General features: G+C 37.3%; 27 protein-coding genes. 17 read left to right on the forward strand and 10 right to left on the reverse strand.

Translation table 11 applies throughout. The annotated features are described in order from the left end of the window. Nucleotides 1–3 precede the first annotated feature (3 nt). The 5 genes from rlmN to BM161_RS04015 form a co-directional block, all read right to left on the reverse strand. Nucleotides 4–1,023 carry a dual-specificity RNA methyltransferase RlmN gene (gene rlmN, locus BM161_RS03995; RefSeq protein WP_074930829.1) on the reverse strand — a complete coding sequence of 340 codons (1,020 nt, stop codon included), beginning with the start codon at nt 1,021–1,023 and terminating at the stop codon, nt 4–6. A gap of 13 nt (nt 1,024–1,036) precedes the next feature. Further along, nucleotides 1,037–2,200, reverse strand: coding sequence for a tetratricopeptide repeat protein (locus BM161_RS04000; protein WP_425319044.1), 1,164 nt, complete (start codon nt 2,198–2,200; stop codon nt 1,037–1,039). Nucleotides 2,201–2,234: 34 nt separating this feature from the next. Then, nucleotides 2,235–2,591 (reverse strand): hypothetical protein, encoded by a 357-nt coding sequence (locus tag BM161_RS04005; protein WP_177206201.1) that lies wholly within the window; start codon nt 2,589–2,591, stop codon nt 2,235–2,237. A gap of 138 nt (nt 2,592–2,729) precedes the next feature. Beyond that, nucleotides 2,730–3,293, reverse strand: a complete 564-nt coding sequence (rsmD, locus tag BM161_RS04010; RefSeq protein WP_074930648.1) for a 16S rRNA (guanine(966)-N(2))-methyltransferase RsmD — start codon at nt 3,291–3,293, stop codon at nt 2,730–2,732. Between the two features lie 7 nt (nt 3,294–3,300). Continuing rightward, nucleotides 3,301–4,437 carry an ankyrin repeat domain-containing protein gene (locus BM161_RS04015; RefSeq protein WP_074930649.1) on the reverse strand — a complete coding sequence of 379 codons (1,137 nt, stop codon included), beginning with the start codon at nt 4,435–4,437 and terminating at the stop codon, nt 3,301–3,303. A 14-nt stretch (nt 4,438–4,451) separates the two neighbouring features. Here BM161_RS04015 and BM161_RS14230 point away from each other — a divergent pair, with 14 nt between their 5' ends. The 6 genes from BM161_RS14230 to dnaB all read left to right on the forward strand — a co-directional run bounded on the left by BM161_RS14230 (nt 4,452) and on the right by dnaB (nt 7,936). Then, the gene (locus BM161_RS14230; protein ID WP_143090495.1) at nt 4,452–4,637 is read left to right on the forward strand and encodes a hypothetical protein; all 186 of its coding nucleotides are present in this window, start codon (nt 4,452–4,454) and stop codon (nt 4,635–4,637) included. Between the two features lie 95 nt (nt 4,638–4,732). After that, the gene (gene rpsF, locus BM161_RS04020; RefSeq protein ID WP_074930650.1) at nt 4,733–5,026 is read left to right on the forward strand and encodes a 30S ribosomal protein S6; all 294 of its coding nucleotides are present in this window, start codon (nt 4,733–4,735) and stop codon (nt 5,024–5,026) included. Nucleotides 5,027–5,058: 32 nt separating this feature from the next. Further along, complete coding sequence (locus tag BM161_RS04025; RefSeq protein ID WP_074930651.1) at nt 5,059–5,553, forward strand: single-stranded DNA-binding protein; 495 nt, start codon at nt 5,059–5,061, stop codon at nt 5,551–5,553. A gap of 77 nt (nt 5,554–5,630) precedes the next feature. Next, the gene (gene rpsR, locus BM161_RS04030; RefSeq protein WP_296827308.1) at nt 5,631–5,903 is read left to right on the forward strand and encodes a 30S ribosomal protein S18; all 273 of its coding nucleotides are present in this window, start codon (nt 5,631–5,633) and stop codon (nt 5,901–5,903) included. 69 nt (nt 5,904–5,972) lie between these two features. Continuing rightward, nucleotides 5,973–6,506: a 50S ribosomal protein L9 gene (gene rplI, locus BM161_RS04035; protein ID WP_074930653.1), complete on the forward strand. Its 534-nt coding sequence runs from the start codon at nt 5,973–5,975 to the stop codon at nt 6,504–6,506. Nucleotides 6,507–6,616: 110 nt separating this feature from the next. Beyond that, complete coding sequence (gene dnaB / locus BM161_RS04040) at nt 6,617–7,936, forward strand: replicative DNA helicase (protein WP_074930654.1); 1,320 nt, start codon at nt 6,617–6,619, stop codon at nt 7,934–7,936. A gap of 146 nt (nt 7,937–8,082) precedes the next feature. Here dnaB and BM161_RS04045 read toward each other — a convergent pair whose 3' ends face one another. The 3 genes from BM161_RS04045 to BM161_RS04055 all read right to left on the reverse strand — a co-directional run bounded on the left by BM161_RS04045 (nt 8,083) and on the right by BM161_RS04055 (nt 12,746). After that, nucleotides 8,083–9,696, reverse strand: a complete 1,614-nt coding sequence (locus BM161_RS04045; protein ID WP_074930655.1) for a P83/100 family protein — start codon at nt 9,694–9,696, stop codon at nt 8,083–8,085. Nucleotides 9,697–9,765: 69 nt separating this feature from the next. After that, nucleotides 9,766–11,532 carry a PQQ-binding-like beta-propeller repeat protein gene (locus BM161_RS04050; RefSeq protein ID WP_074930656.1) on the reverse strand — a complete coding sequence of 589 codons (1,767 nt, stop codon included), beginning with the start codon at nt 11,530–11,532 and terminating at the stop codon, nt 9,766–9,768. After that, nucleotides 11,529–12,746: a class I SAM-dependent RNA methyltransferase gene (locus BM161_RS04055; RefSeq protein WP_074930657.1), complete on the reverse strand. Its 1,218-nt coding sequence runs from the start codon at nt 12,744–12,746 to the stop codon at nt 11,529–11,531. The genes BM161_RS04050 and BM161_RS04055 overlap by 4 nt, the downstream gene beginning before the upstream one ends. A gap of 75 nt (nt 12,747–12,821) precedes the next feature. Between BM161_RS04055 and BM161_RS04060 the strand changes: the two genes are divergently transcribed. Continuing rightward, nucleotides 12,822–13,763, forward strand: a complete 942-nt coding sequence (locus BM161_RS04060; protein ID WP_244882667.1) for an alpha/beta fold hydrolase — start codon at nt 12,822–12,824, stop codon at nt 13,761–13,763. A gap of 179 nt (nt 13,764–13,942) precedes the next feature. Further along, nucleotides 13,943–15,118, forward strand: coding sequence for a polynucleotide adenylyltransferase PcnB (gene pcnB / locus BM161_RS04065; RefSeq protein ID WP_074930658.1), 1,176 nt, complete (start codon nt 13,943–13,945; stop codon nt 15,116–15,118). Nucleotides 15,119–15,151: 33 nt separating this feature from the next. Here pcnB and BM161_RS04070 read toward each other — a convergent pair whose 3' ends face one another. Then, nucleotides 15,152–16,042, reverse strand: coding sequence for a hypothetical protein (locus BM161_RS04070; protein WP_074930659.1), 891 nt, complete (start codon nt 16,040–16,042; stop codon nt 15,152–15,154). 9 nt (nt 16,043–16,051) lie between these two features. Then, nucleotides 16,052–17,032: an RluA family pseudouridine synthase gene (locus BM161_RS04075; RefSeq protein WP_074930660.1), complete on the reverse strand. Its 981-nt coding sequence runs from the start codon at nt 17,030–17,032 to the stop codon at nt 16,052–16,054. 99 nt (nt 17,033–17,131) lie between these two features. Between BM161_RS04075 and BM161_RS04080 the strand changes: the two genes are divergently transcribed. The 9 genes from BM161_RS04080 (at nt 17,132) to BM161_RS04120 (ending at nt 25,781) form a co-directional block, all read left to right on the forward strand. Next, nucleotides 17,132–17,623 (forward strand): divergent PAP2 family protein, encoded by a 492-nt coding sequence (locus BM161_RS04080; RefSeq protein ID WP_074930661.1) that lies wholly within the window; start codon nt 17,132–17,134, stop codon nt 17,621–17,623. A gap of 6 nt (nt 17,624–17,629) precedes the next feature. After that, nucleotides 17,630–19,015, forward strand: a complete 1,386-nt coding sequence (locus BM161_RS04085) for a hypothetical protein (protein WP_074930662.1) — start codon at nt 17,630–17,632, stop codon at nt 19,013–19,015. Beyond that, a complete protein-coding gene (locus tag BM161_RS04090) occupies nt 19,012–20,316 on the forward strand; it encodes a 4Fe-4S dicluster domain-containing protein (protein ID WP_074930663.1) in 1,305 nt (434 codons plus the stop codon). Before BM161_RS04085 ends, BM161_RS04090 begins: the two co-directional genes overlap by 4 nt. A gap of 12 nt (nt 20,317–20,328) precedes the next feature. After that, nucleotides 20,329–21,423, forward strand: a complete 1,095-nt coding sequence (locus BM161_RS04095) for an RnfABCDGE type electron transport complex subunit D (RefSeq protein ID WP_074930664.1) — start codon at nt 20,329–20,331, stop codon at nt 21,421–21,423. After that, nucleotides 21,423–21,881 carry a hypothetical protein gene (locus BM161_RS04100; protein ID WP_074930665.1) on the forward strand — a complete coding sequence of 153 codons (459 nt, stop codon included), beginning with the start codon at nt 21,423–21,425 and terminating at the stop codon, nt 21,879–21,881. The genes BM161_RS04095 and BM161_RS04100 overlap by 1 nt, the downstream gene beginning before the upstream one ends. 19 nt (nt 21,882–21,900) lie before the next feature. Further along, a complete protein-coding gene (locus tag BM161_RS04105; protein ID WP_074930666.1) occupies nt 21,901–22,518 on the forward strand; it encodes a hypothetical protein in 618 nt (205 codons plus the stop codon). Further along, on the forward strand, nt 22,515–23,078 hold the full coding sequence (locus BM161_RS04110; protein WP_074930667.1) for a hypothetical protein: 564 nt from the start codon (nt 22,515–22,517) through the stop codon (nt 23,076–23,078). Before BM161_RS04105 ends, BM161_RS04110 begins: the two co-directional genes overlap by 4 nt. Next, the gene (locus tag BM161_RS04115) at nt 23,075–23,680 is read left to right on the forward strand and encodes a 4Fe-4S binding protein (protein ID WP_074930668.1); all 606 of its coding nucleotides are present in this window, start codon (nt 23,075–23,077) and stop codon (nt 23,678–23,680) included. Before BM161_RS04110 ends, BM161_RS04115 begins: the two co-directional genes overlap by 4 nt. 100 nt (nt 23,681–23,780) lie before the next feature. Next, the gene (locus BM161_RS04120; RefSeq protein ID WP_074930669.1) at nt 23,781–25,781 is read left to right on the forward strand and encodes an alpha-amylase/4-alpha-glucanotransferase domain-containing protein; all 2,001 of its coding nucleotides are present in this window, start codon (nt 23,781–23,783) and stop codon (nt 25,779–25,781) included. Nucleotides 25,782–25,789 lie beyond the last annotated feature (8 nt).

Below are 25,789 nucleotides of genomic sequence, written 5' to 3' on the forward strand. Positions count from 1 at the left end.
TTTTTACTGTGTTTTACCTAGCTGACCGCAGGCTCCGCCGATTTTTCTTCCACGTCTTGTTCGGAGTGTTACATTTAAGCCGGCTTTTTCAAGTTTTTCAACAAACCGTGAAACTTCATTTTTAGAAGGTTCTTCGAATGGAAGAGTAGAAACCGGGTTCCATGGAATAAGGTTTACATTTACATCTATTCCACGCGCAAAGCTTATCATATTCTGTGCACTGATTTCGTCTGTGTTTTTTTCATGCATAAGAGCAGCTTCAAGAGTAACTCTTCGTCCAGACTTTTCTGCATAATATGAAATAGCCTTTCTGAGTTCTGCCAGAGAATTTTCCTGAACACGGCAAACAGGCATCAGTTCTTTTCGTAAATCTTCATTGGCAGTTGTAAGAGAAACTGCAAGTCTTATTGCTGGACCATTATCAGCCAAATCATAAATGCCTTTTACAATACCGCATGTAGAAAGAGTTATGCGTTTTGAAGAAAGAGCGCGCCCGTCTTTATGGCAGAGAATCTCAATTGCACGTCTTATTCCGGCAAGGTTCTGCATAGGTTCACCCATGCCCATAAATACGATGTTGTCTAATTTACCAGCTATACTTTCCAGGTATAAAAACTGTTCTACGATTTCTGAAGCTTCAAGATTTCTTGAAAGACCAAGAGTTCCTGTCTGACAGAAGGCACATTTCATTGCACAACCGGCCTGGCAGGAAACACAGGCAGTTTTTCTGTCTTCGCGGTCTGTAAGTAATACGGTTTCAACTGCATTACCGTCATGTAAAGTAATCTGAAGTTTGATTGTTCCATCAGGATCTTTTAATACATTACTTACTGTAGAAGAGCGGAGAAGGGCTTTTTCTTTTAATGATGCACGGAGATCTGCACTAAGATTAGTCATGGCATCAAAGTCAGTAACTCCGCTTCCAATCCATTTAAAAATCTGAGTCCCTCTGAATTTCTGCGGCAGCTCAAGCTGCTCACAAATTTCAGTAGGTAGGAGTCCTGTTAAAACAATCTGATTCATAAGAGAGAATGTATTAGTTTCTCTGAAGTTTATCAAGAGTGTTGCGAACAGCAATATTGCGGCTGTCCATCTTCATGTAATCGCTGAGGACTTTAATAGCATCCTGCTTGCGATTCATTGCAACATAGCATTCTGCAAGGTCAACATAAAGGCGTCCGTTGCGTGGATCATTCTTGATAAGGTTTTCGAAACGCTTTGCAGCCTCTTCGTTATTACCTTCACCTTTGCAGATGAGGGCAAGACCAATAGCGGCATAAATATCAAAGTCAATTTCAAGAGCTTTATTGTAGTATGATTTAGCTTCCTGATAGTTTCCTGTTGTGCGGTAAGCATCACCGGCACGTGTAAGGATAACCTTGTTTTTAGGATCTATTTCAAGAATCTTATTCCAGTAGAAAATTGATTTGAACTGCTGGTTCATACCACGATAGCAGTCTGCAAGACCAAAGAGGGCATAGAAGTTAGCAGGCTCACGCTCAAGTGCCATTTCAAAATACTTTGTACCTTCTTCAAATGTCTTAAGCTTTCTGTGGCAGTTTCCGATTGCAGTTAATACACGAATATCAACAGTGTTTTTATCATTGAGTTCGTAAATGCGAGTCCAGTAATAAAGAGCTTCTTTATATTCCTTAAAGTCATAGTTCAAATGTCCTAGACCGATAAGTGCGTAAGCATTGTCCTTTTCCATTTCAAGAACTTTAAGATAAAGATCCTTTGATTTTCTGAAGTCATGGATTTTGCGGTATGCGTCTGCAACACGTGTAATTACAGTGATGTTCTTGTCATCGTGAACAAGATACTGCTGCCAGATATCAATTGCCTTTGCATACTGATTCAATGCCTTATAACAATCTGCAAGTCCGAAGAGGGCATAGTTATTTGCAGGATAGTATTCAAGACATTTTTTATAATATGAAATTGCATCATTAAAATGATTTAATTTGCGTTCTGTATCTCCAAGGCCTACGAGAGCATAATTGTTATTCTCTTCAAGTTCAAGAATTTCGTTAAATGCTTTCTTTGCTCCCTGAATGTCATTTTCCTTAATAAGCTGATAACCTTTTTTAGATAAATCTGAAATTTTATTTGTCGTCTCATCAGGTTTTGTTTCTGATGAAGATGGATCAATAAATGTTTCAGGCATCATAATGTCTTCAGTATGAGTGAATTTATCCATTTTTAAAACTCCGTTTTTTTTTGTCCTTCGTATTTTAGTCTTTTATGATTGTTGAGATTACTTTTGCCAGATTTTCATAAATCGGCTCAGCATCTCTTTTATTATGGGCGAGATAGTAAGCTTTGAGGGCTTTTAAGCTTTCATTTTTGTTCATGTAATAATCGCCAACACGGGTAAGACCGTCAGAATAACCTGTTGTAATATAGATTCTTCTGGCATCTTCAACGTTGCCGTTATTGAACATCATGTTTGCTTTTCTGTTTAGAATAACTTTCTGCTCGGAACTAAGACCATCAACAGGATTGTCAGTTACTTTTATAAACCCATCCGGTATTTTTTGTTCTTGAACTGCGTCAGTAAATTTTTTTTCTAAACTTTTTCTATCGTTCATAATTTACAATAATATATGATAAATTATAACATATTATTTGTATATGTCAAAAAAGAAATTAATTTTGACTTAAAAACTACAGGCTATTTTAAGAAATGAAAATAGGCGTTTTACCTTAAATTTCATAACAAATTGTTATTAATTCTCTTTTGATTCTGATTTTGGATATGTGTAAAAATCCACAATGGAACGGCCATAAGTTCTCTGGTCTGTTCTTACAAGACGTCCAATTGTATCCGGCATAAAATGCTCTTCCGGTCTGTGAACCATAATTGTTCCGGTTTCATTAAGCATATTATTCTGATCGCACTGAAGAACCAGCTGCTCATGAAATCTGTAAGGAAAGGGAGGATCAAAAAAGATATAATCAAACGAACGTTTACAGCGTTTGATAAAATATTCAACCGGCATAAAATGACATTTGATTTTTACGCCGCAATCTTTTTCTGTAACTGAAACATTTTCCAAAACTGTTCCAACTTTAATTTTATCTTTTTCGCAAAGTTCTACATCTTTAGAACCTCTTGAAACTGCTTCAATTGCAATTGTTCCGGAGCCGGAAAATAAGTCCAGCCACGACTTGCCGGTTAAATCTCCGAGAATTGAAAACACTGATTCTCTCATTCTGTCCATTGCGGGTCTGATAACACCATCAGGACATTTAATAATTCTTCCTTTTAATTTTCCACCGGTAATTCTCATGCTGTACCTATCTTTGATTTAATGCCCAGTATGTTTCATCATGGGCAAGATTATAATTGTTCATTGCGTAATCAAAAGCAGTTTTACCTTCTGTAGAACGTAAGGTTACAGAAGCCTGATTATCTAAAAGCTTTTGAATTACTTTTGTTGAATTTCCATATTGTGCTGCATAGATCAAAGGAGTTTTTCCTTCATACAAAACATTTAAAGGAACTCCCTTATCCATAAAGAGTTGAAGTTTTGTAAGTTGTTGTCTTTCTGAAATATTCTGTTCTGAAAGCAGTAAAATAAGAGCTCTTAAAACTTCTTTATCTGAACCTTTATATTCTGTAAGCAGTTCATTTAAGATCTGTGGATTTCCATTAAAGGTCGCAGCCATTGCGAGGGCAGAAGAGCCGTAATTATTTTTCTTAGTGATATCAGCACCTGCTTCGAGCAGAGACTCTACACACTCAAGACCTTCACTGTATCTAACCGCATACATAAGGGCTGTCCAGCCATCGTTATCTGTAAGATTTACATCTGCTCCAGATTCTATAAGATTTTTTAATTCCCATTCATTTCCACTTTTAGCAGCACGCATAAGAAGAGTTCTTCCGGCTGCATCTTTTTCATCTGGATTTGCAATTCTGTAATAATCATCAGTATCTGCTGCAACGTCATCAATAGTTTCTATATCGTAAATCATATAGTCACTAAGATATTCTTTTTTATTTTTTTCTGATGCTGATTTCTGTCGTTCAAGTTCAAGTTCAAGCTGCTGCTGTAATAATTCCTGCTGTCTTTTTTCTTCAAGGGCAGCCTGTTCAAGTCTTTCTTTTTCAAGACGCTCTGCCTCAAGTTTTTCTTCTTCAAGACGGCGTTGTTCTTCTTCCTCTGCAGCTTTTTCCTGGGCTATTCTTTCGGCTTCAAGCCGTTCAGCTTCCAGTCGTTCCTGTTCAATTCTTTCCTGTTCTTCACGATCCAGCTGTTCTCTTCTAGCCGCAATGTCAGCCTCAGCTTTGGCACGTTTTTCCATAAGCTCCTGCTGACGCTTCATTGCTTCTTCATCATCAATCACTTTTTTTCTTGATGAGAATGCAGACATTGGAAATATAAAACTAGAGATAATAAGAATAAACAGAATTCTTTTAATGAAAGTCATATATTAAATTATAAATGAATAGAAAAGAATCGGCAATATGTATATTTAAACAGTTCTTAGAGAATCTAAAAATGCTTCCGCCTGAAAACACCACAGAAAACGGTGATCCTCGTCGCTCCGTATTTAATTATCTTTCTTATACTAAATTGACTGTTTTTTCTTATTTTGATATATTACTAGAACACCCCTTGGGAATCTGAAATATGATTCTCTTTATCCATAAGGAGGAACAATATACTCTTTCTAAAAAGTGTGTATAACCACCTCCTAATAAATTTTTTATAGGAGAATACTTATGAAAAAGTATGAACTCATGACTATTTATCCACTCGATGATGAAAAGTCAAAGAAAGGTGCTGACGACGTAAAAAGCACTCTCGCTAAATTCGGCGCTGAAATCGAAGAAGAAAAAGCATTCGGCGACCGCGACCTTACTTACCAGATCAACAAACAGAAGAAGGGACGCTTTGTTCTCTACACAATGAAACTCAATCCTTCAAAAATCGTTGAAATTGGAAAAGATTTCAAAATCAATATGAATCTTTTGAAGTACCAGTTCGTAAGACTTGACGAAAAAGAATCAAAGTAGAATAAGCCGCTAAATGCGGTAAGGAGCTTTTAATGACAGACTTAAATCATGTAACACTTATTGGCCGTCTCACACAGGACCTTGGTTCTGATGAAAGAAGTTTCGGTTATGTTGGAAACGGACAGGCCAGAGCTAATGTGAGCATTGCTGTCAATAGAAGCAAGAAAAGTGGTGACCAGTGGGTTGAAGAAGCTAACTTCTTTAACGTTACAATCTGGGGTAAAACCGCAGAGAACTTAAAACCATATCTTACCAAGGGAAAACAGATTTGTGTCGAAGGATACTTAAAACAGGACCGTTGGGAAAAAGATGGACAGAAGCAGAGCAGAGTAACAATCGTTGCTGACCAGGTTTGGTTGCTCGGCGGACGTGGAGATAACAGCCAGGGCGGATCAAGTCCAATGGCAGGGGGTGCTCCTAGATTCCAGCCAGCTAACAATGGTGGTAATGGTGGTTTCCAGAGCAGCTATCAGTCTGAACCTTACGGAGATACTGGTAACGATTTCCCGGAAGATATCCCATTCTAATTGACTAATTAAGAGGTAAAATTATGTCTGAAGAAAATACACAGGAAATGGAAGAAAAACAGACACAGGAAGCAGCTATGGCTGATACAACTGCTTCAGAAGGTCGCGAAGAAGATCGTGACGGACGCGCAAAGGGAAAGACATACTTCCGCAAAAAGGTATGCCGTTTCTGTGCTAACAAAGCAAAGATTGACTACAAGGATGCTGATGCTCTCCGCCGTTATATGACAGAGCGCGGTAAGATCCTTCCACGCCGCATCACAGGTACATGTGCAAAGCACCAGCGTGAAGTTGCTAAGGCTATTAAGAGAGCAAGATCAATTTGTTTGCTCCCTTACGTTGCTGACTAAGCCAAAATTTTAATAACGCGGACAGCTCATACTCCGAGCTGATCCGTAAAAATATTACAGGAGCTTGAAATGAAAGTAATTCTTAACGTAGACGTTAAATCACTTGGTGAAGAGGGAGATGTAAAGAACGTTGCTAACGGATATGCACGCAACTTCCTTCTTCCACGTAATCTTGCTGTACCTTACAATGAAGCTACAGTAGCAATTTTCGAAGGCCGCAAGGCTGAAATCGAAGCTCGCAAAGAGCAGAAGAGAAAGGATTCTGCAAGCCTTAAGGAAAAGCTCGAAGCTACAGTTATCGAACTTACAATGCCAGCTGCTGCAAACGGAAAACTCTATGCTGCAGTTACAGCTAACGTTGTTGCAGAAGCACTTGCTAAACTCGGTTTCGAAATCGAGCGCAAGAGAATTGAAATTCCAGGATCTACAATCAAATCTGTTGGAAACTTCAAAGCTACAATCAAACTTTATGAAGCACAGGTTGCTGAAATCCACGTTGCTGTAAAAGCACAGCCAGTAGAAGGTGGAGCTCCAGCAGAAAAGAAGGCTGAAAAGAAAGCTGAACCTGCAAAGGAAGAAGCTCCAGCTGCTGATGCTGAATAATTTGTAAAGCTTTAATCAGCTTATACGAATAAAAAGTCGGTAATACATTGTATTTCCGACTTTTTTTTATCTGTAAAAGCATATATACTGTAAACAGGGAGTATTAAAAAATGGATGAAGCATTAAAAGACAAAGTTCCACCACATAACATTGAAGCTGAACAGGCTGTACTCGGAGCTCTTTTATTAAACTGGACAGCAATGGCAGATGTTGTTTCCAAACTCAGAGCAGACCGATTTTATTCCCTTCAGAATCAGGTAATTTTTGATGCAATGCTCAAACTTTTCACCCAGAATGCCACTGGTGATACCATTTCTCTCATTAACGAACTTACAGTTGAAGGAAAACTCGAACAGGCCGGTGGAGCAGCATACATTGCTTCCCTTACAGACACTGTTCCTTCTGCTGCCAATATTGATTACTATGCTGATATGGTTCTCGATCGTGCATCACGCCGAGACCTCATTAAAATCTCTTCTGAATTAAAAGCATCATCATTTGATTTACAGAAAGACAGTGATGCTCTTCTTGATAGTGCAGAGCAGAAAATCTTTGCACTTGCAGAACGTAATGAAACTACAGAAGTTTATTCTGCAAAAGACATTATGTTCAAAGAAATTGAACTTATTGAAAAACGATATAAAAATAAAAACCAGTTTACCGGAGTTCCTACAGGCTTTGCAAAGCTCGACACTTATACTTCCGGTTTTCAGAATTCCGAACTTATTATTATTGGTGCGCGTCCTTCTATCGGTAAGACAGCGCTTGCACTTTCAATAATTCAGAATATCGCCTGTGAAAAACGTATCCCTTGCGGTTTCTTCTCACTTGAAATGCCTTATGAGTCAATCGGCATGCGTTTACTTGCACAGGAAGCACGTGTTCCAATGCAGAAAATCCGTTCCGGTATGCTCAAGGTTGATGATGTAAAGAAGATTCAGGATGCTGCAGGCCGCTGGTTTGAAGCTCCTTTATATACAGTAGATACTCCTAACATGAAGCTTATTGATGTTCGTGCAGTTGCCCGCCGAATGGTTAAAAATCAGGGAGTAAAAATCATCTTCATTGACTATATTGGTTTGATTACAGTTGATGATAATAAAAAGGAACAGTGGGAGCAGGTTAGTGAGATTTCAAAATCTCTGAAAGCACTTGCCCGCGAGCTTGAAATTCCAATCGTAGCCCTTTGTCAGGTTTCCCGAGATGCCGAAGGAAACGAGCCAAACCTTGCTCAGCTGCGTGGTTCTGGTTCTATTGAACAGGATGCCGACGTTGTAATGTTCCTTCACCGTGATCGTCTTAAGGATGAAGTTGTAGCACAGGATGCAAAGATTATCCTTGCTAAGCAGCGAAACGGTGCGACCGGTGATATTCCTATTATGTTCCTTCCAGCATATTCCAAGTTTGAGAATAAAGCGGATGATAATTAATTAGTCTGTTAAATAAAAAATGGGATTATGGCGGAGCAAAAATCCAACCTTGCTGAGCATCATTTTCGCCCTGCGAAGTAAGGTTGGAATTTCTGCGGGAGCCATAATCCCATTTTTTTAGTTTACTGAATATTCAATTCTAATCGCTATTTAGCATCAGCATTATTCGAATTAGATACCACTGACAAGTCTTTCTTATCAAGCAATCTCAACTTTCCATTAGAATCAGTTACTACAATACCACCATCTGTAACAGTAACCGGTGTACCGGCTTTAACCTGAATCTGGGATTTAAGTTTGAGGGAAAGATCTGCACCGAACTTTCCAAGATAGAACTTTCCGCCTTCATCTACAACACAGTAGTAGTCGCTGCCGTCTTTTACGAGTACGGAGTTTTCTGAAATTGTGTTGTCGCTTTCTGCGGAAATCTCAAGAGTTTCTGGATCAATTGTAACAAGCTTTACAGCGCCTTTCTTTGAATTCTCACCGGCAATTGCAATGAAGTTTTCGCCTTCTTTGTAAACTGTACGGTTACGAATCTGTGCAACAGGGGAGTTCTTAACAACTTCACCAGTTTCAATATTAAACTTTACGAGGCTTGAAAGCATATTGGCTTCATCTGAAAGAATAATACCAAACTCTGTAGACATAAGAGCCTGAGCAGCTTCTTTCTTCTGAACTTCAGCCTGATCCTTTGCTATTTCTTTACGCTCATTCTGAGCTTCAGTTTCTTTTTTATCTGCAAGAGTCTGCTGTTCTTTAGCTTCCTGCTTCTTTTCGTCAGTTTTAGCCTGCTGTTCTTCAGTCTTAGCCTGCTGTTCCTCGGCAGCCTGTTTCTTTTCTTCAGCTTCGTTCTTGGCTTCTTTAGCTTCTTCCTGAGCTTTCTTATCATCTGGATTCTGATCTGCTACTTTCTGCTTTTCTTCAGCTTTTTTCTGAGCATCATCAGCTTCTTTCTTTGCTTCAGTAGTCTTTTTCTTTTCTTCTTCAAGTTTCTTCTGTTCGCTTACAGCTTCCTTCTGAGCTTCCTTTGCTTTTTCAGATGCAGCATCAGCTTCACGTTCCTTGATATCTACCATTTCTTTACGGCTTTCAACATTCATGTCATCATCTTCTTTCATTGAATTAACTACAGAAGAATCGCTGATAACAGAAGTATCAACAGTAGAAAGTCCGCCGTTATTTACATCATAAAGAGGAATTACAATTTCAGATTTTCCAGGCCAGTCTTTGTAATTTACAGAAAGACCACAGTTATCTGCAGAAAGATTTTCAATTACTACGTTTTTATATTTTGATTTGAAGGTATCGAGCTTACTGCGGTAAACAGCGTTATAAACTGTAATGAAAACAGAAAGTGTATCAGCATCAGCTTCGCTGTAACCGTAAGCAGAAGAAAGGTAAGCGGCAATAATTCTTCTGAGGTTCTTAATATGGTCAACAGTTGCATCAGCGCCAATAAAAAGGATATCAGCATCAAGCTTTCCGGTTTCGCTTTCATCAACTGCGTGAATTACATAATATTTTGTGTTTTTAGCTGTTGAAGTTGGCTTTGAAGGATCTTTTGCAACCTGGTTTCCAAGTCCGCTACCAATACCTTTAATTGCAGCAACAGAATCTATTACCTTGTGAGGGCCTGTATAGTTAATGAATTCGATTGTTGTATCGCCAGTGGAATTAAGCTCATTTTTGTTTACTTCAAGAGCGAATAATCCGGCAGAAAAGATTGCTGAAACAAGCAGCAGCATATATTTCTTCATAAAAAACCTCTTTAACTATCTAAAATATTTAAATAATTTTAACACATGATCGGCGAATTTTCCAATTAATTATAATTCAAGTGAGATAATTTTTTTGAGGGTGTCGCGCGCGTAAGTTCTTGTATTGAAGGTATAGCCTGGCCCCATGAACGTTTTGAGGATTTCTTTTCCCTTTTTATTATAGGCAGGACGGCCCATAAAAAGACAGATTGAATAAACACAATCGCAGACTGTATTAAGATATACAGAATCTTTATTTCCAAATCTTGCAGCACTTTTTTCAATGGCATCCAAAAGTTTTCCATCCGGGTCATAGCCGTAAATATTTGAAAGCAGGGCACGGCAATAAATCTTATTATTGCTGGAAGAAAGAATATTTGCCGCTGCATTTTGAGTCTGGTCTGTGCATAAAAGGGCAAGCTGAATCAGGATATTTTCAAAGCCTGCAGAGTCAGTTTCAAAAACAGTTTTTTCAATATGAATACCAAAATCAGAAGAATTAGCATCCAGAGAATAAAGGCGGGCAACAGACAATACCTGGCTTAAAAGTTCCTGTTCTTTTTTGCCATAACTTCCTTCTTTTATCAGATTGATTCGTTCCGGTGATTTAATATCCGCTAAAAAGCTTCCCTGAACAATATAATTTATTTCAGCAAGGTCCAGTGGAGCAAAAGAAGAATAGTCAGACTGTATATTATTTTTGACAGTTTTAGCAGAAAAAGCTTCTTTTGTAGTCTGAGAAGTATGATAGGCGTCCATTGACCAGTTTTTCGAACAGAAAACAAGATAATCATTCTGGAGATAGATAATCTGATTTATGATTTTGCTTCTGACATTATCTGGCATTGAAGCCGACCAGATTTCTTTTAAATCATAATCCAAAAGAAGTGCATTATTTTCATCAGCTAAAAATATGCCGGAATCTGAAAGACTTGTTTTAATCAGCTTTGTACCGTCAATTCCAGTAATTGTTTTGCTGTTTACAACAGAGCCGTTTTCTGAATGAAGTTTATATACAGTAATTTCATTGTTTGAGAGGGCGAGAAGTCTGTATTCAGATTTATCGTTATTTACAGTGAATAAAGTATTTCCGCTTTTTACAGAAGCAACCCAGCAGCTGTTTGCCAGACCATTTTTAAGTGCAAAAAGACCGGCGCTGCCGTCTGTAAAGGTGAGGAGAACTCCGTCTTTACAGGTATCTGTAGTTTTTATACTTCCGGTAAAAGTAATATTTTCCATCTGTTCGCCAAATGGAGAAATACGAAGGCCACGGGTTTTGCCGTTTTCATCATTCAGAAAAACAATTATTGAACCATCTGGCAGTTCCTGCATTGGAAGGTCTTTCTGATATTCAGTTTCAATTTTCCATTTTTCAATGCCGTTTATTCCAAGACATAAAACTTTGTTTTCGCCGTAGAAAAATATACGGCCGTCGCGACCAGGCATGGGGTTAGAAGTCATCTTAAAATCCAGAGCCTTAGACCAGATTTCTGTTCCGCTTGGATTAAAAAGTCTTATGATATTCTGATCCCTGTCATGAAAAAGCACAAAGTCTTCGCCAATTACTGTAAGGCTAAGATTTCGTACACGGCCAATCTTTTTTTCCCATAAGAGTACACCTGAAGAAGAAAAGCCCATTAAGTTTCTGGCATCTGTGGCAAGACAAAAGCCGTAGGAAGTAACTTCCGGAGGACAAATTACAGTTCCTGGTAAAACTGAACTCCAGCTTGTGTTATAAACAGAAAGTTTTTCCTGAGCAAATACTGGTTGAAAGAAAAATATAATAAAGAGAGCAGAAACTAATGCTGTAATATTTTTCTTTCTGAATAATCTCATCTGTTCAGCTCCAGAACGGCAAGGCTTTCGATGTGGCTTGTATTTGGATAAAAGTCCAGAAGATACATCTGTTTGAGTTCGTAGCCTGCTGAAATAAGTTTTGCACAGTCACGGGCATGTGTTGCAGGATCACACGAAAGAGAGAGAATCAAAGGAATATTTGATTTACACAGCCATTGGCAGACTTCTTTTTCCATTCCGCTTCGTGGAGGGTCAATTGTACACGCATCAAAAGCAGGTAATGTGTCTGCACAAGTCTTAACAAAAGACGCACCGCTTAGGCCGTAACTCATATGTTTTGTTCCTGCAAGGTTTTGTTCTGCGTAAACCAGGGCGTCGCGGTTATGTTCTACGAGTACGACATTTTCGTATTTCTCTGTAAGGAAAGTAGAAATTGAACCGCAGCCAGAATACATATCTAAGATATTTTTACCTCCTGGCAGAAGGTCTGTTATGAGACGGCATACTTTTTCAAAAACAAAAAGATTGGACTGGAAAAAGCCTCGAACATCAAAGCTAAGTTTATGTCCGCCAAAGTTTACAGTCATTGTATTTTGTGGAGAAGCAACAGTCCCGGAAAAATAGTGATTTTCCTTAATCTTAAGTTTTTTATTTTTCTGACCGCCACCTGTAATATTCGGCTTATTATCTTTTTTTTCTTCCTGGGCAATCTTTAAGCCTTCTTCAGAAAAACTGCTTCCAAAAAGATGGCTTCGACCGGCAGGCCTTTTTTGAGGCTGTTCAGCAGTATTTTTGAGATAATCATTTACAGCATTTTCTGCACAAAGACATTCTTCAATTTTGATAACTACATTTGATCTTCTTTGAGAAAGTCCGCCATCATTCAACTGAAAACGTGAACGGTAATTAAAATCAGGACCGCTTATGATTTCTGTTTTTTCTGCAATATCAATTCCATTCTGACGGAAAATGTCTGTAAGAATGCCTTTTCTAAGTTCTTTCTGATAAGCAGGCTCAATATGCATCATGTTACAGCCACCGCATTTACCGTAATAACGGCAGGCAGGTTCTATTCGATGAGGTGAAGGTTCAAGAATCTTTACAATTTCGGCATTATCATAATCTTTATTTTGTTCTGTAATTTCAATTTCAAGTTTTTCGCCGGGAATGGTGTAGGGAACAAATACATTTTTTCCATCAATTTTTCCTAAAGATTTTCCCCCAAATACCATTTTGTCTGCTATAATAGTCATATAAAGACTTTACCAAAACTGATAAAATAATACAATTAGAATAGATTATTCGACAGTAATTCAGGAGATGACGATATGTTAATGAAAAGTTTTATGATGAAAATGGATGACGGTTATGAACTGTGTCTAAACAGATGGCAGCCGGATCCAGAGGAAGAGATTAAAGGAGTGATACAACTTCATCATGGACTTGCAGAACATTCATTGCGCTACGACAGACTCGGTTCAATTCTTGCAGAAAGAGGATATGTTTTAAACGCTTATGATATGCGTGGCCATGGCCGTACAGCAGAAAATGCAGATAAAAACGGAACAGGAATGTTCGGAAAACTTGCAGATAAAAAAGGTTTTGACCGTGCAGTTCTGGACCTTAAAGCAGTTATAGATAACCTTAAACAGGATTTCCCAGGAAAAAAGACTGTTCTTCTTGGTCATTCTTTTGGTTCTTTTGTTTCTCAGGGCTTTATTGAAGATTACGGAACTGATATTGACGGTTGTATTCTCTGTGGTACAGCAGGTCCACGTCAGGCTCTTATAGCAGTAGGTTCTGTTGCAGCAAAAATAGTTACTTTCTTTGCAGGTAAGAACAACCACACAGCATTGCTCGAAAAGCTTTCATTTGGAAGCTACAACAATAAAATTAATCCTCTTAGAACAAACTTAGACTGGCTTTCAAAGAACCAGATGAACGTAGACATGTACATCATGGACAACTGGTGCGGATTCCCACTCACAAACTCGTTCTTCTGCAGTATGACCGAAGGTCTTTTCAAAATCCACAAAAAAGCCAACATGAAAAAGATTCCGACAACTCTCCCAATCTTCTTCATCTACGGCAGCGACGACCCGGTTGGTTCTTACGGTAAGACAATTAAAGATCTTTTCAATATCTACAAAGCAAACGGTATTGAAAATCTTTCAATCAAAGAATATGTAGGCGACCGCCACGAGATTCTCAACGAAGATGATAAAGAACAGGTTGAGAATGATATTATTGATTGGATTAATAAACTGTAATTATAAGAGCTTTTGCATTATAAACAAATAATCGTAAAAATCTTGGCTCCCGGTCGCGTATTTGCATATCAAAAACGCGACTGGCAGCCAAAGTTTTACGATAAATATTTATAATGTAAAAGCTCTTAAATTTTCAGCTATCTTGACTATTAACAAAATATATCAATAATATCATTATCGTGCTAATTAGATATGGTACCGATGGTCACGGACGGCCTATAAAAAAGGCTGTTGTATATACACAAACGGAACACCTGATATCAAACAAAAACATAGATCCTGATGCACTGCAGATTATTAACCGATTAAGAGACGCTGGATTCACAGCTTATATTGTTGGCGGTGCAGTAAGGGATTTAATAGTTGGAAACAAACCAAAAGATTTTGATATTGTAACCGATGCCACACCATCTAAGATAAAAAGAATATTCCGAAATTCTCGCATAATAGGCAGACGATTCCGTCTTGTCCATGTTGTATTTGGTACAAAGATTTTTGAAGTAAGTACATTCCGCTCAAATGCCGAAGGTTCAGTAGGTAATGATTTTGGAACAATTGAAGAAGATGTACAGAGACGCGACTTTACAATGAACGCTCTGTATTATGATCCACTTCAGGAACAGGTAATTGATTATGTTGGCGGTATGCGTGATATCAAAAAACACATACTTCGTCCTGTAATTTCAATTGATCGCATCTTTGTTGAAGATCCAGTTCGCATGCTTCGTGCAATCAAATATTCTGCAACAACCCATGCAAAAATGCCTCTTGCGCTTCGTCACAAAATCAGAAACTCTGCTAGCCTTTTATCGCAGGTTTCACCATCTCGTCTTACTGAAGAACTTTTGAAAATCATAAACAATGTTTATGCCTACGAAATTGTTCAGGAAGCATTGGATACAGATCTTTTCATTTATCTTCAGCCATCTGCTACAGGCCTTATTTATGAAAGCCGTGATTATGAAAAGAAATACATGGAAAGCATCAGACAGCTTGGTCTTTTGAATCAGACAGAACCTGATGCACGACTTGGTAAAAAACTTCTTTTCCTGATCAGAGATTTTGTTGGAACTCTCACAGACTGGAAAAAGGAAACTGCAGATAAATATTCTTACACAGAGCTTTATGGAAAAACCTGGGCTGAATGCCGTAACTTTGTACTTCCAATGAATCCTGTTCGTAAGGAACTTGAGTTTGCCGTAAAATCAGCTTTAGCAGAGTATGGAGTAAAAGTTCATCAGACTGCACCAAAACAGCCAAAGCCTGCTAAACAGCCACAGCAGCCAAAGCAGGGGCAGCAGAAAACGGGAAAACCTCAGGGTAAAAAGAAAACACTGAAACAGAAGAACAAATAAAATAAAACCTTCGGGCTTGCCCCGAAGGTCTTTTTATTTCATATTGGCTGGCTTAGAAATCTTATCAATAACAATCGAAACTTCCTCAATCAGAATACCTGTGAAAGATTCAATTTTATCAATGATATACTGCTGTAGTTTGTGAACCTTGCCGGTGAGCTGAGTACCGAACGGAACATCAATAGTTACGATGAGACGATAGCCACGGCTGTCGGTTTTGATTGTGATTTTTTTGATTTTGACATCAGGGTCGCATTCACTAACACAGTGCATAACCATCTGGGTGAGAGCAGCCTCTGAAATTTCTATACGGCCTTTTTTTGAGAACTCAGGCTGAACAATAGATTTTTCAATCATCTTACCGGTAAGATTTTTACCGGCCTTTTTGAAGAGTTTGTTTTTGCTGAAAAAATCATGCATAGAAGCAGAGAAGATTTGAGAATAGTTTTTCTTTACTTCGATGGAAGGAACAGGAATTACATGCTTTCCTTCAACCTGTCTTGATTTTATAGCTTTCTCAATATCTTCTTTTGAGGCAATTTCTTCAATGTGAATGATTTTCTGTGGCTGAGGAAGCTGCAAACGCATGGCAATTTTGCTTACCATTTTTTCTGAAGTTCCGAGCAGAAGAATCTTTTTAATGTGAGTTTTTCTGAGGACGCGGGCTACAGAGTCGCGGTGTTCTTTGTCGTCGAAGAGGGCGGCACGCACGGCGCCCATGTATGTTTTTTCACGTTTGGCTGAGCGGCCGGCTACAATTTTTTCATCCTGAATCAGAAGGCCGTCATCAATAATTGCATGAATGCCATATTGTTCGGCAAGAAGCTTTGAACGGAAAGATTTACCAGTTCCACTTTCACCAACTAAAGCATAAACCTGAACTCGTTTGAAAATATTTAATACGTCTGAAAGCTTCTTTTCCATACCTAAATATTATAAACCAGGATTTTTAATTTCACAACATCGTAACAGGTCTAAAAAGTCAGAAGAAAGCTCTATTTTTATTTCAGGGGGAAGGCCAAGAGGATTTGCTGGAAAACTGAGGCTGTAAGCCTGAAGATAATATTCGCGTTTCAAGAGTTTGTCTTTGTGTCCGCTGTAGGCTGTGTCGCCGGCTAGTGGATGTCCGTGGATTTTGCTTTGCGCGCGGATCTGGTGTTTACGGCCGGTCTTTATTGCATACTCAACCAGTGTAATATCGTGGCCGGCAAGTTTACCGTGTGCTAATGGCTTGGCGGTAGTTTGAGCGAGAAGGCCGCTTGTATTTTGTGAGACGGTGTAAAAGCCCTGTTCAGTTGTATCAGAATCAGAAAGCTTATCTTCCCATTCTTCAGTTTTTGCCAGATTTCCCTCAGCAATTCCATAGTATTTTTTGTGAATTGTATGATTTTTTATACCTTCAGAAAACCAGTGTGCGCCTTCAAGACTTTTTGAAAACACGAGAAGGCCGGTTGTATTTTTGTCCAGACGATGTAAAGGGCCCGGTCTAAAAGAAAGTGATTTTTCCTTTTCCTCTTTTGATTTTGCTTCGTAATAGGCAGTAACTTCTTTGTCTAAGCCGGCATCTTTTTCTTTTTCACTGCCATGAACTGAACGGCCGTAAGGCTTATCAATTATAAGCAGATGCTCATTTTCAAAGACAATATTTAGATTTTCAGAGGAAGGTACAGGGGAGTGTGCGGTTACCACGTTGGATTTAGATTCAGAATTAAAAAGAAACTCAGCAATTGAAATCACATCGCCCTGTGAAACATGGGTATCTGCCTTAGCTTTCTTATTGTTGACTTTAATCAGGCCTTTTCTTAGCAGTTTGTAGATCTCTCCCATGCTTAAATTTTCAAGGAAGATTCGGAGAACTCGGTCGAGTCTTCTTCCGTCATCATCTTTTCCTGCTGTAAAATCCCTGAATTCCATACTTATTTATTATATCTATTTATTAAAATTCTACTAGTAAATTTCGAGTTTCAATGCTAAAATATATTTAAATTTTTTAAAATTTAAATTTGGTTAATTATGGCAGAATCATATACATTCACTCAGCAGTTTATCCTTTTTTTACATAATCCTATTCTTCTTTCATGTATATTCAGCTGGCTGGGAGCACAATTCCTTAAAGCTGCCATAAAACTTATCTACGGCCGTATTCATTCTTTCCCGGAATTAATTGAAGTAATGCTCTGGAGAACAGGTGGAATGCCTTCAAGTCACTCAGCACTTGTAACTTCTCTTTGTGTTACTATTGCATTCCGTCACGGTCTCCATTCAGATTTATTCATTTTCGCTCTCTGTTTCTTTCTTGTTGTTATCCGCGATGCATTTGGCGTTAGACGTTCAAGCGGTATTCAGGCAAAGAAAATCAATGAGATGGGAAATGAATTAAGCGATAAAAAAGTACTTGATACTTACAAATCCCTTAAAGAGGTTGATGGACACACTCCAATGGAAGTTCTTTGTGGTTGTCTTCTCGGCTTTTTTGTAGGACTCTCATTCTCTTTGTTAAAGTAGTTGGCCATGAATAAGTATATAAAGTTCAGCGCACCTTTTGTTTTTCTTTTATCACTTATTCTCATTTTAGTTTTTAAAACTGTTCCTTCTGGAAAATTATGGAAAAACTATTCTGTTGTCTGTGTTCCAGTTCAAACGCCTGATTCTACAGTAATGTCTGCAATCAACAAAGCAGGTATTAAAAACGCAGTTTCACTTTCCGGACAATATCTACCGATTTCACTTTCAGAAAATTCAGTTGAAGTTTCAATGCTTCGCCTTAATTATACCAGTGCAGAATACGCATATCTGAATAAACGAAACGCTATGTTTTATGATAAGTCTCAAACCTACAGACTTTATTATATTCCAGGCATTTATAGTTCAGAAACTGTTGCTCTTGTAAAAACACTGGAAAGTCAGGGAATTGAATGCATTAAAGACAGCTCAGCAGATTATCCATGGCTTTTGCCGTTTATTGGACTTTTGCTTGCAGGAATGCTTTTTCTGTTTGTTAAAAATAAGATTCCATTTGCCTGTGGTGCTGTAATTCCTCTTGTATTTTTGTACAGTAATCCGTTCTATCCTGTTGCTACAGCGACCTGTCTTTCTCTTTTGTGTCTTTTCTTTGCTTCAAATTTATGGCGAAGAAGAGGAGCAGTTACAAGCCTTATTCAAAGAAACTCTGCACCTGCTATGATGGCTATTGCAATTATCTGTGCGTTCTCAAGTTCAGTTTCTTCTGGATTTTTATTTATTCTTGCAATTTTAGGAACAGCGGGTGCACTTGCAAGCTGCTGGTTTGTTGAAGATTTTATCCGCAATAAAAAGACCTTTGTTCCTGTTTATATTCGTTCTGCAAAAAGAGTTTCAATGTTTGCAGGAAAAGTTTTTACAAGTTTGAGTATTGTTACAGGAGCTGTTGCATTATTTATTCTTTTGATTTTTGTAACATCTTCTAATTCAATCAAAACTTCTTCTGCAAAACTTTTATTCCCGGGAAACTCAAACAATATTGAGACTTCGCTTCCCCAGTTTGAAGAATATTATAAATGGAACTGGAATGTAAAAACCTATCCGTATAAATCATTGAATAATTATGATGAAGATGATTCAGTTGTTACATTCTCTGATTTTGTAGAAAATCCTGACACTGGAATTATTCAGGAACAAAAAATCACTTTAAAATATGATGATTCCTTCCGTAGAGAAGTATATGAAGGCATAGATAAGCTTCAGTTTGATTCTGTAGAAAAAGTAATGAAGTCTGAAGGCGAAGATTTTTGCGGCGGTTATACAGCTACATCTTCCTATCAGATTAATTTATTTGGTATAATTATGTGCTTTATTTGTCTTTTTATATTACTTTTTATCTATATTTCCATTATTATAAGAAAAGGAATACATAAATGAAATCAAATAATCCTGTAGTTTCGTCAATTATAAAAAATTACAATACTTCACAAAAAGCATTTTTGCCAAAAATTGTCAGTATTCCTTTAACACAGGAAAGAGATTCAAGTTATAAATGCATTGTAAAACCTGGTGATACTGTAAAAGAAGGTGATGTAATTGCTCAGACAGAAATTGAAAAGGGCTGGACAAGTTCACTTCATTCATCTGTTCCGGGAAAAGTTATTTCTACAGAGCCTTGTTTCTCACCAAATGGCAGACAGGAATTTGCTGTAAAGATTCAGTTTGGCGGTGCTTTGTCTTATCTTGGAAAAATCCATCAGGAAAAATCAACTGCAGATTATAATCAGGTTGAGATTGCAAGAACTCTTATTAAAAACGGTGTAATCAATACTTTTAAAACTGCAATTCCAGAAAACCTTGGCGTTCAGATTGAAAAGATAAATGAGGGTAGTGAAACCAGAAATCTTGTTGTAAGACTTTTTGATGAAGATCCTTACCGCATTACAGATTCACTTGTTACAAAGTTTTATTTTGATGAAATTGTAAAAGGTGCACGTATTCTTGCAAAAGCAATTAATGCAAAAGGAATTGTATTTGCAATTGATCACAAATCAGACAGTAAAGCGTGGGCTACAAATCCTGAGTACAAAGATATCTATATGCTCGAAATGAAGATTCAAAGATATCCTTGTGGAACTCCAAGAGAAATTGTTTCTGCCTTTGTAAGAGGACCTCTCAATAAGCTCTGCAATTTCACACTTACAAAACGAGATTTATTTACAGATTCTTCAACAATTTATGAAGTATATAAAGCTGCAGTTCTTTCAGTACCTTGTGTAGACAGGCTTGTTCATTTTTCCGGAAACTGTCTTAACGCATCCTGCATGCTTGATGTAAAACTTGGAACCTCACTTAGAGATATAATTCCACAGATTGGCGGTTTTGTAAAAGAGCCGGCTCATATCATCATAAACGGAATGCTCTGCGGAAACTCCGTTAAGAGCCTTGATATTCCGATTACGAAATATGTAAAGTCTGTAGAATTCCTTTCTAAAAAACGAAATACAGATGAACAGATTTACCAGTGCATAAACTGTGGAAACTGTCGTTTTGCATGTCCTGTAAAGCTTTCTCCAGATATTCTGTATAATCATACAGTTCACTTTAAACTTCTTAGAGAAAACTATGCGGCTTCATCATTTGCCTGCATAGAATGCGGTTTGTGTAATACAGTTTGTCCGGCACGTCTTCCTTTATGTCAGACCATTAAAGTGCTTAAGAATAAGCTTTCAGAGTAGTAGAGGATTTTTATGAACGAAAAATATAAAGAAAAGAAACTTAAAAATACACGAATTTCTGTAAAGCCTTTTATTTACAATATACCTTCAATTTCCTCAGTTTCTATCAGATTGTTAGTTTTACTGAGCATCCAGATTCTCATGCTCATAATTACAGGAAGTATGCACGCTTTCTTTGTAGTAATGGTTTCTTTAATCGGTTCCATTGCAGCCGCAGTAATCAATTATTATGTTAAAAAAGAACCGGTATATAATATTATGAACATTGCCATTCAGGGTATTCTGATTGGAATGCTCCTTCCGGAAAACTTTCCTTTAATTACAACCTTTGTAATTTCTTTTGCAACAATTCTCATTACAAGAAGCATTATTTTTAAGAGTGTAAACAGCTGGATAAATGCACCGGCAATTGCAGTTATTATTGCATGGTATGTAGGTAAAAAATATTTTCCACAGTTTGCAGTAAACTCAGATATTCTTCCATTGAGAAACTCTTCAGTTTATCTTATCCAGAATGGATATTTTCCAACCTATAGTTTTGATAGCCCTATAACAGCCTTCCTCAATAAGAACATTTTCAGCCTTGCAAATGTCTCAATTCCAGAAGGTTTTGTTTCTTTGCTGTGGGACAGTAATTCAGTAATTCCTGCTTTCAGATTTAATCTGATTACCATTATCTCATCAATTGTTCTCTTTTCTGATAATGCGTTTTCAATGATTATTTCTTCACTGTTCCTTTTTGTTTATGCACTGCTTGTAAGATTATTTGTTCCTTATCTTTTTGGAGGAAACTTCAATCAGGGAGATATGATTTTAGCTCTCCTTACAAGTGGAATTCTTTTTAGTTCTGTTTTCCTTATCCAGTGGTATGGAACAATTCCGGTAACTGTTTTTGGAAAAATATTACTTGGAGTAATTACAGGAATTATTGCTTTTGCAATTATTGGTTGTGGAACTTCTCCTGTTGGAATGGCTTATACAATTATCTGTTCTAATATTATTTGTATGGTTATCCGTATCTTTGAAGAAAAGAAGAATGACCTTTCTACCGGAAAAGTTATTTCAAAATATTCTGCTAAGGTTGCTGCAGAAACAGGAGCACAATAATGAAACAGCAGATTTCTTACAAAAACTTTTTTATTAATTACGCAATTTTTATTCTGATAGTTTCAATTGTTTTTGGAATTCTTATTTATGTAGTTAAAGTTTCTCAGAAATCCTGGGAAAAGAATCTTAAGGCTGCAATTGAATATACACTTGCAGAAACAGAACCTGATACCTGGGAAGTAGGAAAATCAATCAGAATCAATAATCCGCTTTCAACAGGAGCGGCTTGTTTCGACGGCCGCAATAAAAAGAGTGGTGAAAACTGTAAGTTTGTAATTATAAGAATCCAGACTTTCTATGGACCACATGCCGGAATCTACATTATTGATAATACCGGAGTTCCAGTATTCAAAGGCTATTCTTCATTACATGGAAGAGGTGCTGTACAGCTTGCCAATTCCTTTAACGGAAGACGTGTAGAGTACTGGAATAAACGAATTATGGAACTTTTGAAATAGGGGAAGGGAGATATAATTTATGAAACAGAAAAAATCATTTATGTATATTGCATCTTTCCTTATGCTCACAATTCCAGCAACCGGAAGATTCGTATGCGGTTTAACACTTGTAATAGAGCTTTTCTTTCTTGAGCTTCTGGGAATACTCATAAACTCACTTGTATCAAAACTTAAATTTAATGAAATAAGAACTTACTTTGTAATGTTCTTTATGATTGCCATTACAATTTTATACAGACAGATTCTCGTACTCACATATACAGAAATTGCCTTGACCTTAGGTTTTGTTTTGTATATTCCGCCTGTATCTGTATATCTTATACATACACTTTTTACAGACAACGAAGAACCGCTCGCTGTAAGACTTAAGGCAAATCTTTTGAGTACTGTTGTTTTCTCTCTGATTATTTTGGGATTCTTCCTTTTCCGAGATGTTGCCGGATACGGAACCTTTACATTCTTTGGAAGAAATCACAGAATCTTTGAAAAGGTATTATTCAATCCGGATAAGATTGGTATCTTTACTTTCTTTGCTTCTATTCCGGGAGCACTTATTCTTACAAGTCTTATCATTTACTTTATTATGTTCCTTCGTAACAAGGTAAGAATTCTTACAAGCAGAGGAGAGAAAAAATGATTTATCTTTATACATTCCTTTACTATTCATTATTCTCTTCTGTTGTTTTAATTTACGGAATTGGAATTAACAAGATTGCAGAAATTGGAATTGTAAAATTCAAGGAAACAATCTTTTATGTAAAGTGTTCAATTTCAATTGTTTCTTCTGCAGTGATTTCCTGGCTCATAACCTACTATCTGTTAGTGCCATTAAAAATCACCGAGTTGTATCCTCTCATCTGTTTTATCGTATTCGCAACTTTCAGCACCTTCCTTGGTGGAATTGTCCGTCTCACAACAGGCCGCAACACCGCAGAGTTCGCCGTCTCATACTTAGTAATCCTTCTTTCGATTGCAGAAAGTTCGACCTTACTTTTTACTTTGTTTATCAGTTTGAGCAGCCTGCTTTCAATGTTAATTATCATACCTTTCAGTCTCACATTCCGCAGACGTGTTTGCAGCAACGGAAGACTGCTCGATGAAAAATATTACAGCCTCTATTTCTTCTTCCTTTCAGTTTTAATTCTTTTACTTTCTGTATGGGATATCGTATGGCTTAATCCGGAGGTAATAAAGTGATTTTAAAAATCATATTATTAATCATATTTTTACTTTTACTCATTCTGCTTTCATTTTTTACACTTTATATACTCATTCCCTCAATCACAAAAGCAGATAAGACAAAAGAAGATCCGCTGGTACCACTAACTTTATCGCCGGTAATTCTTCCTGAAGAAAAGAAGTATGTTCCTTCAGATAAAAAAGCTTTTGTTTTCTGTTCATGCCATAAAGAGTGCAAGCTTGATATGACAATGTTCAACAGCCAGTATACCTGTGTAATGGCAAAAACAGTTTTCGGTTCAGCATTGGACTGCAAATATGCCTGCCTTGGACTTGGCGACTGTGTCAGAATCTGTCCTCAGGAAGCAATCAAAATTGAAAACATGACAGCCATCATTACAAGCAACTGTTGTGGCTGTGGTAAATGTGTTTCAATCTGTCCTCAGAATATTATTGATCTTATTCCTTCTGATACAAAGAAAATTGTTGTCTGCGATAACAAATCAGATGAAATGACTTCCTGTTCAAAGTATAAATCTGAAGAAAATATTATCTGGAATGACAAAAAAGACTTTAAAATATGGGAATATTGTTATAGAATGATAAGGCGTTTCAGATAGATCCTGTCTGAATTGTAATACCTTTGGGGAAGGGTATTTATTAAAAAAATTTAAGAAGGAGAGAATACTGGCTGCTTGGTGGGGTGCCGTATAAAGGATAATGGGTTCAATATACGTCAGCTTCATTGTAAAATCAGTTACTGTTTGCACAGAAAATACTGATGTTTTAGAAAAAAGCTTTCAAACAATATATAAGCCGGTTATTAAATATTTATACTCTCATCCTTCATTCCCATTATCATTTGCATTTTCCGGCGCACAAATTCAATTCTTTAAGAAACGCAAAAACGAACTCATTACAATTATCCGTGAACTCGTAGACCGCAAGCAGGTTGAAATTCTTGGTGGTGCATATAATGATCCGCTGCTTCCTCTTTTAAACTCAGTAGACCGTAACGGCCAGATAGACATTCTTACATCAGAAATCAGACAGACCTTTGGTAAACGCCCTCGCGGTATGACTCTTTTCCAGGACTGCTGGGATTCTTCACTTGTAAACAATATTCACACCTGTGGAATTGAATACGTTATCTTAAACAATTCTCTTTTACCAGATTCTAAGAGAAGCTTTCTTCCAATCTTTATGAGTGATCTTGGAAAGAATGTTGATATTTTCCCATATTACAATGAACTTCAGCCAGACTCAGAAATGCTTGCCGAAGAGTTTATTTACAATATTGAAAAAGCCGTTCTCAAAGTAGAAAAGAAAGATACTCATGTTCAGCTTGATGCAGACAGAATTATTGCCATCACACTTACACCTCAGCAGGCTGCAAAATTAAATGAGTGTAAATGGTTTGAAGCACTTGGAAAATATATTGATGAAAATAAAGAAGGCCGCGTAAAGCTTACAACTTTGAATGCCTTTAGAACCAGCGGAGTAAAAATGAAGATTTCGTCATACGTTCCGGTTGGAATTAGTGATGAAGTTTCTGCTGTAATTCAGCGTGCAAATAACGATACCCGCAATAAATTCCCTAACACAATTTATGATTATATGTTTGCCTTCCCGGCAAGCCAGAAGCTTTATAACAGAATGATGTTTACAAGCCTTATGGTAAATCAGTATAAATCAGACAAGATGAGAAAGAAAACTGCAAGAGAAAAACTCTGGCAGGCACAAAACGGAATGTCTCTTTTGAGCACTTCTTCTGAACCTCTCAGAAATTCTTTATACCGTCAGCAGGCTTATAAGTATCTTACAGAAGCAGAAAAAATGCTCCGCAGTGACGGAACTTTTAAGGAATCTGTAACTTGTTTTGATTATGATAATGATGGTATTGATGAATACGTTTGCCGAATGGAGCAGTACTTTGCATACATCTCTTTAGCAGGCGGAAGCGTTCCTGAATTAGATGTAATTAAAGACTGTTTTAATTATTCAGATAATCTTAAGCGTCATTTTGATTTTGATGGATATGAAGACAGCTATGACCGCGGATTCTTTGTTGATCATCTTTTTACAGATTCTCAGCTTGATCTTTATGTTCGCGGTGAGCCTGCAGGTGACGGAGTTTTCTCACGCATTCAGTATTCACAGCTCAAATATTCTGGACAGCATCATGAAGTACAATTATGCGCACGTGCTGTATGGAAGCCAACCGGACAGACTGTTTACCTCAGAAAAAAATATGTGATTAACTCAACCGGAATGTATGTTCAGTACATTATCAAAAACGAAAGCGATAAACCATTGAACGCAAAGTTTGCAGTTGAATCAAATATTTGTGACATCTCGTTTGTTACTACCAAGAAATCTGGTTTTAGTATTGAAACTGTTGATAATGGAGATGTTGTTTCGCTTGATACAGAAAAGTCTACTCAGGAGCTGAATAAGAAGGGTAAATTAACTAACGTTCAAATTGTACGCCTTTCAGACAAACCTAACGGAATCTCTTTTGTATTTGAACCGAACGAAAAATGCAGTTACTGCCATACACCAATCAAAGTTAATAGACCGGGCTTTAATCAGGAAAAGATTGAGCAGGTTGGTTTAACTTATTCTTCAGCGTTGTTCTGGGACATCAATATTGAACCTGGACGTGAAACTGAAAAGAGTATTAATTTTACTATAATCCCAGTTAAAAAAATAAAAGCGTAAATCTCTTT

This window comes from Treponema bryantii, from assembly GCF_900113965.1.
GTDB classification, from domain to species: Bacteria; Spirochaetota; Spirochaetia; order Treponematales; family Treponemataceae; genus Treponema_D; species Treponema_D bryantii_A.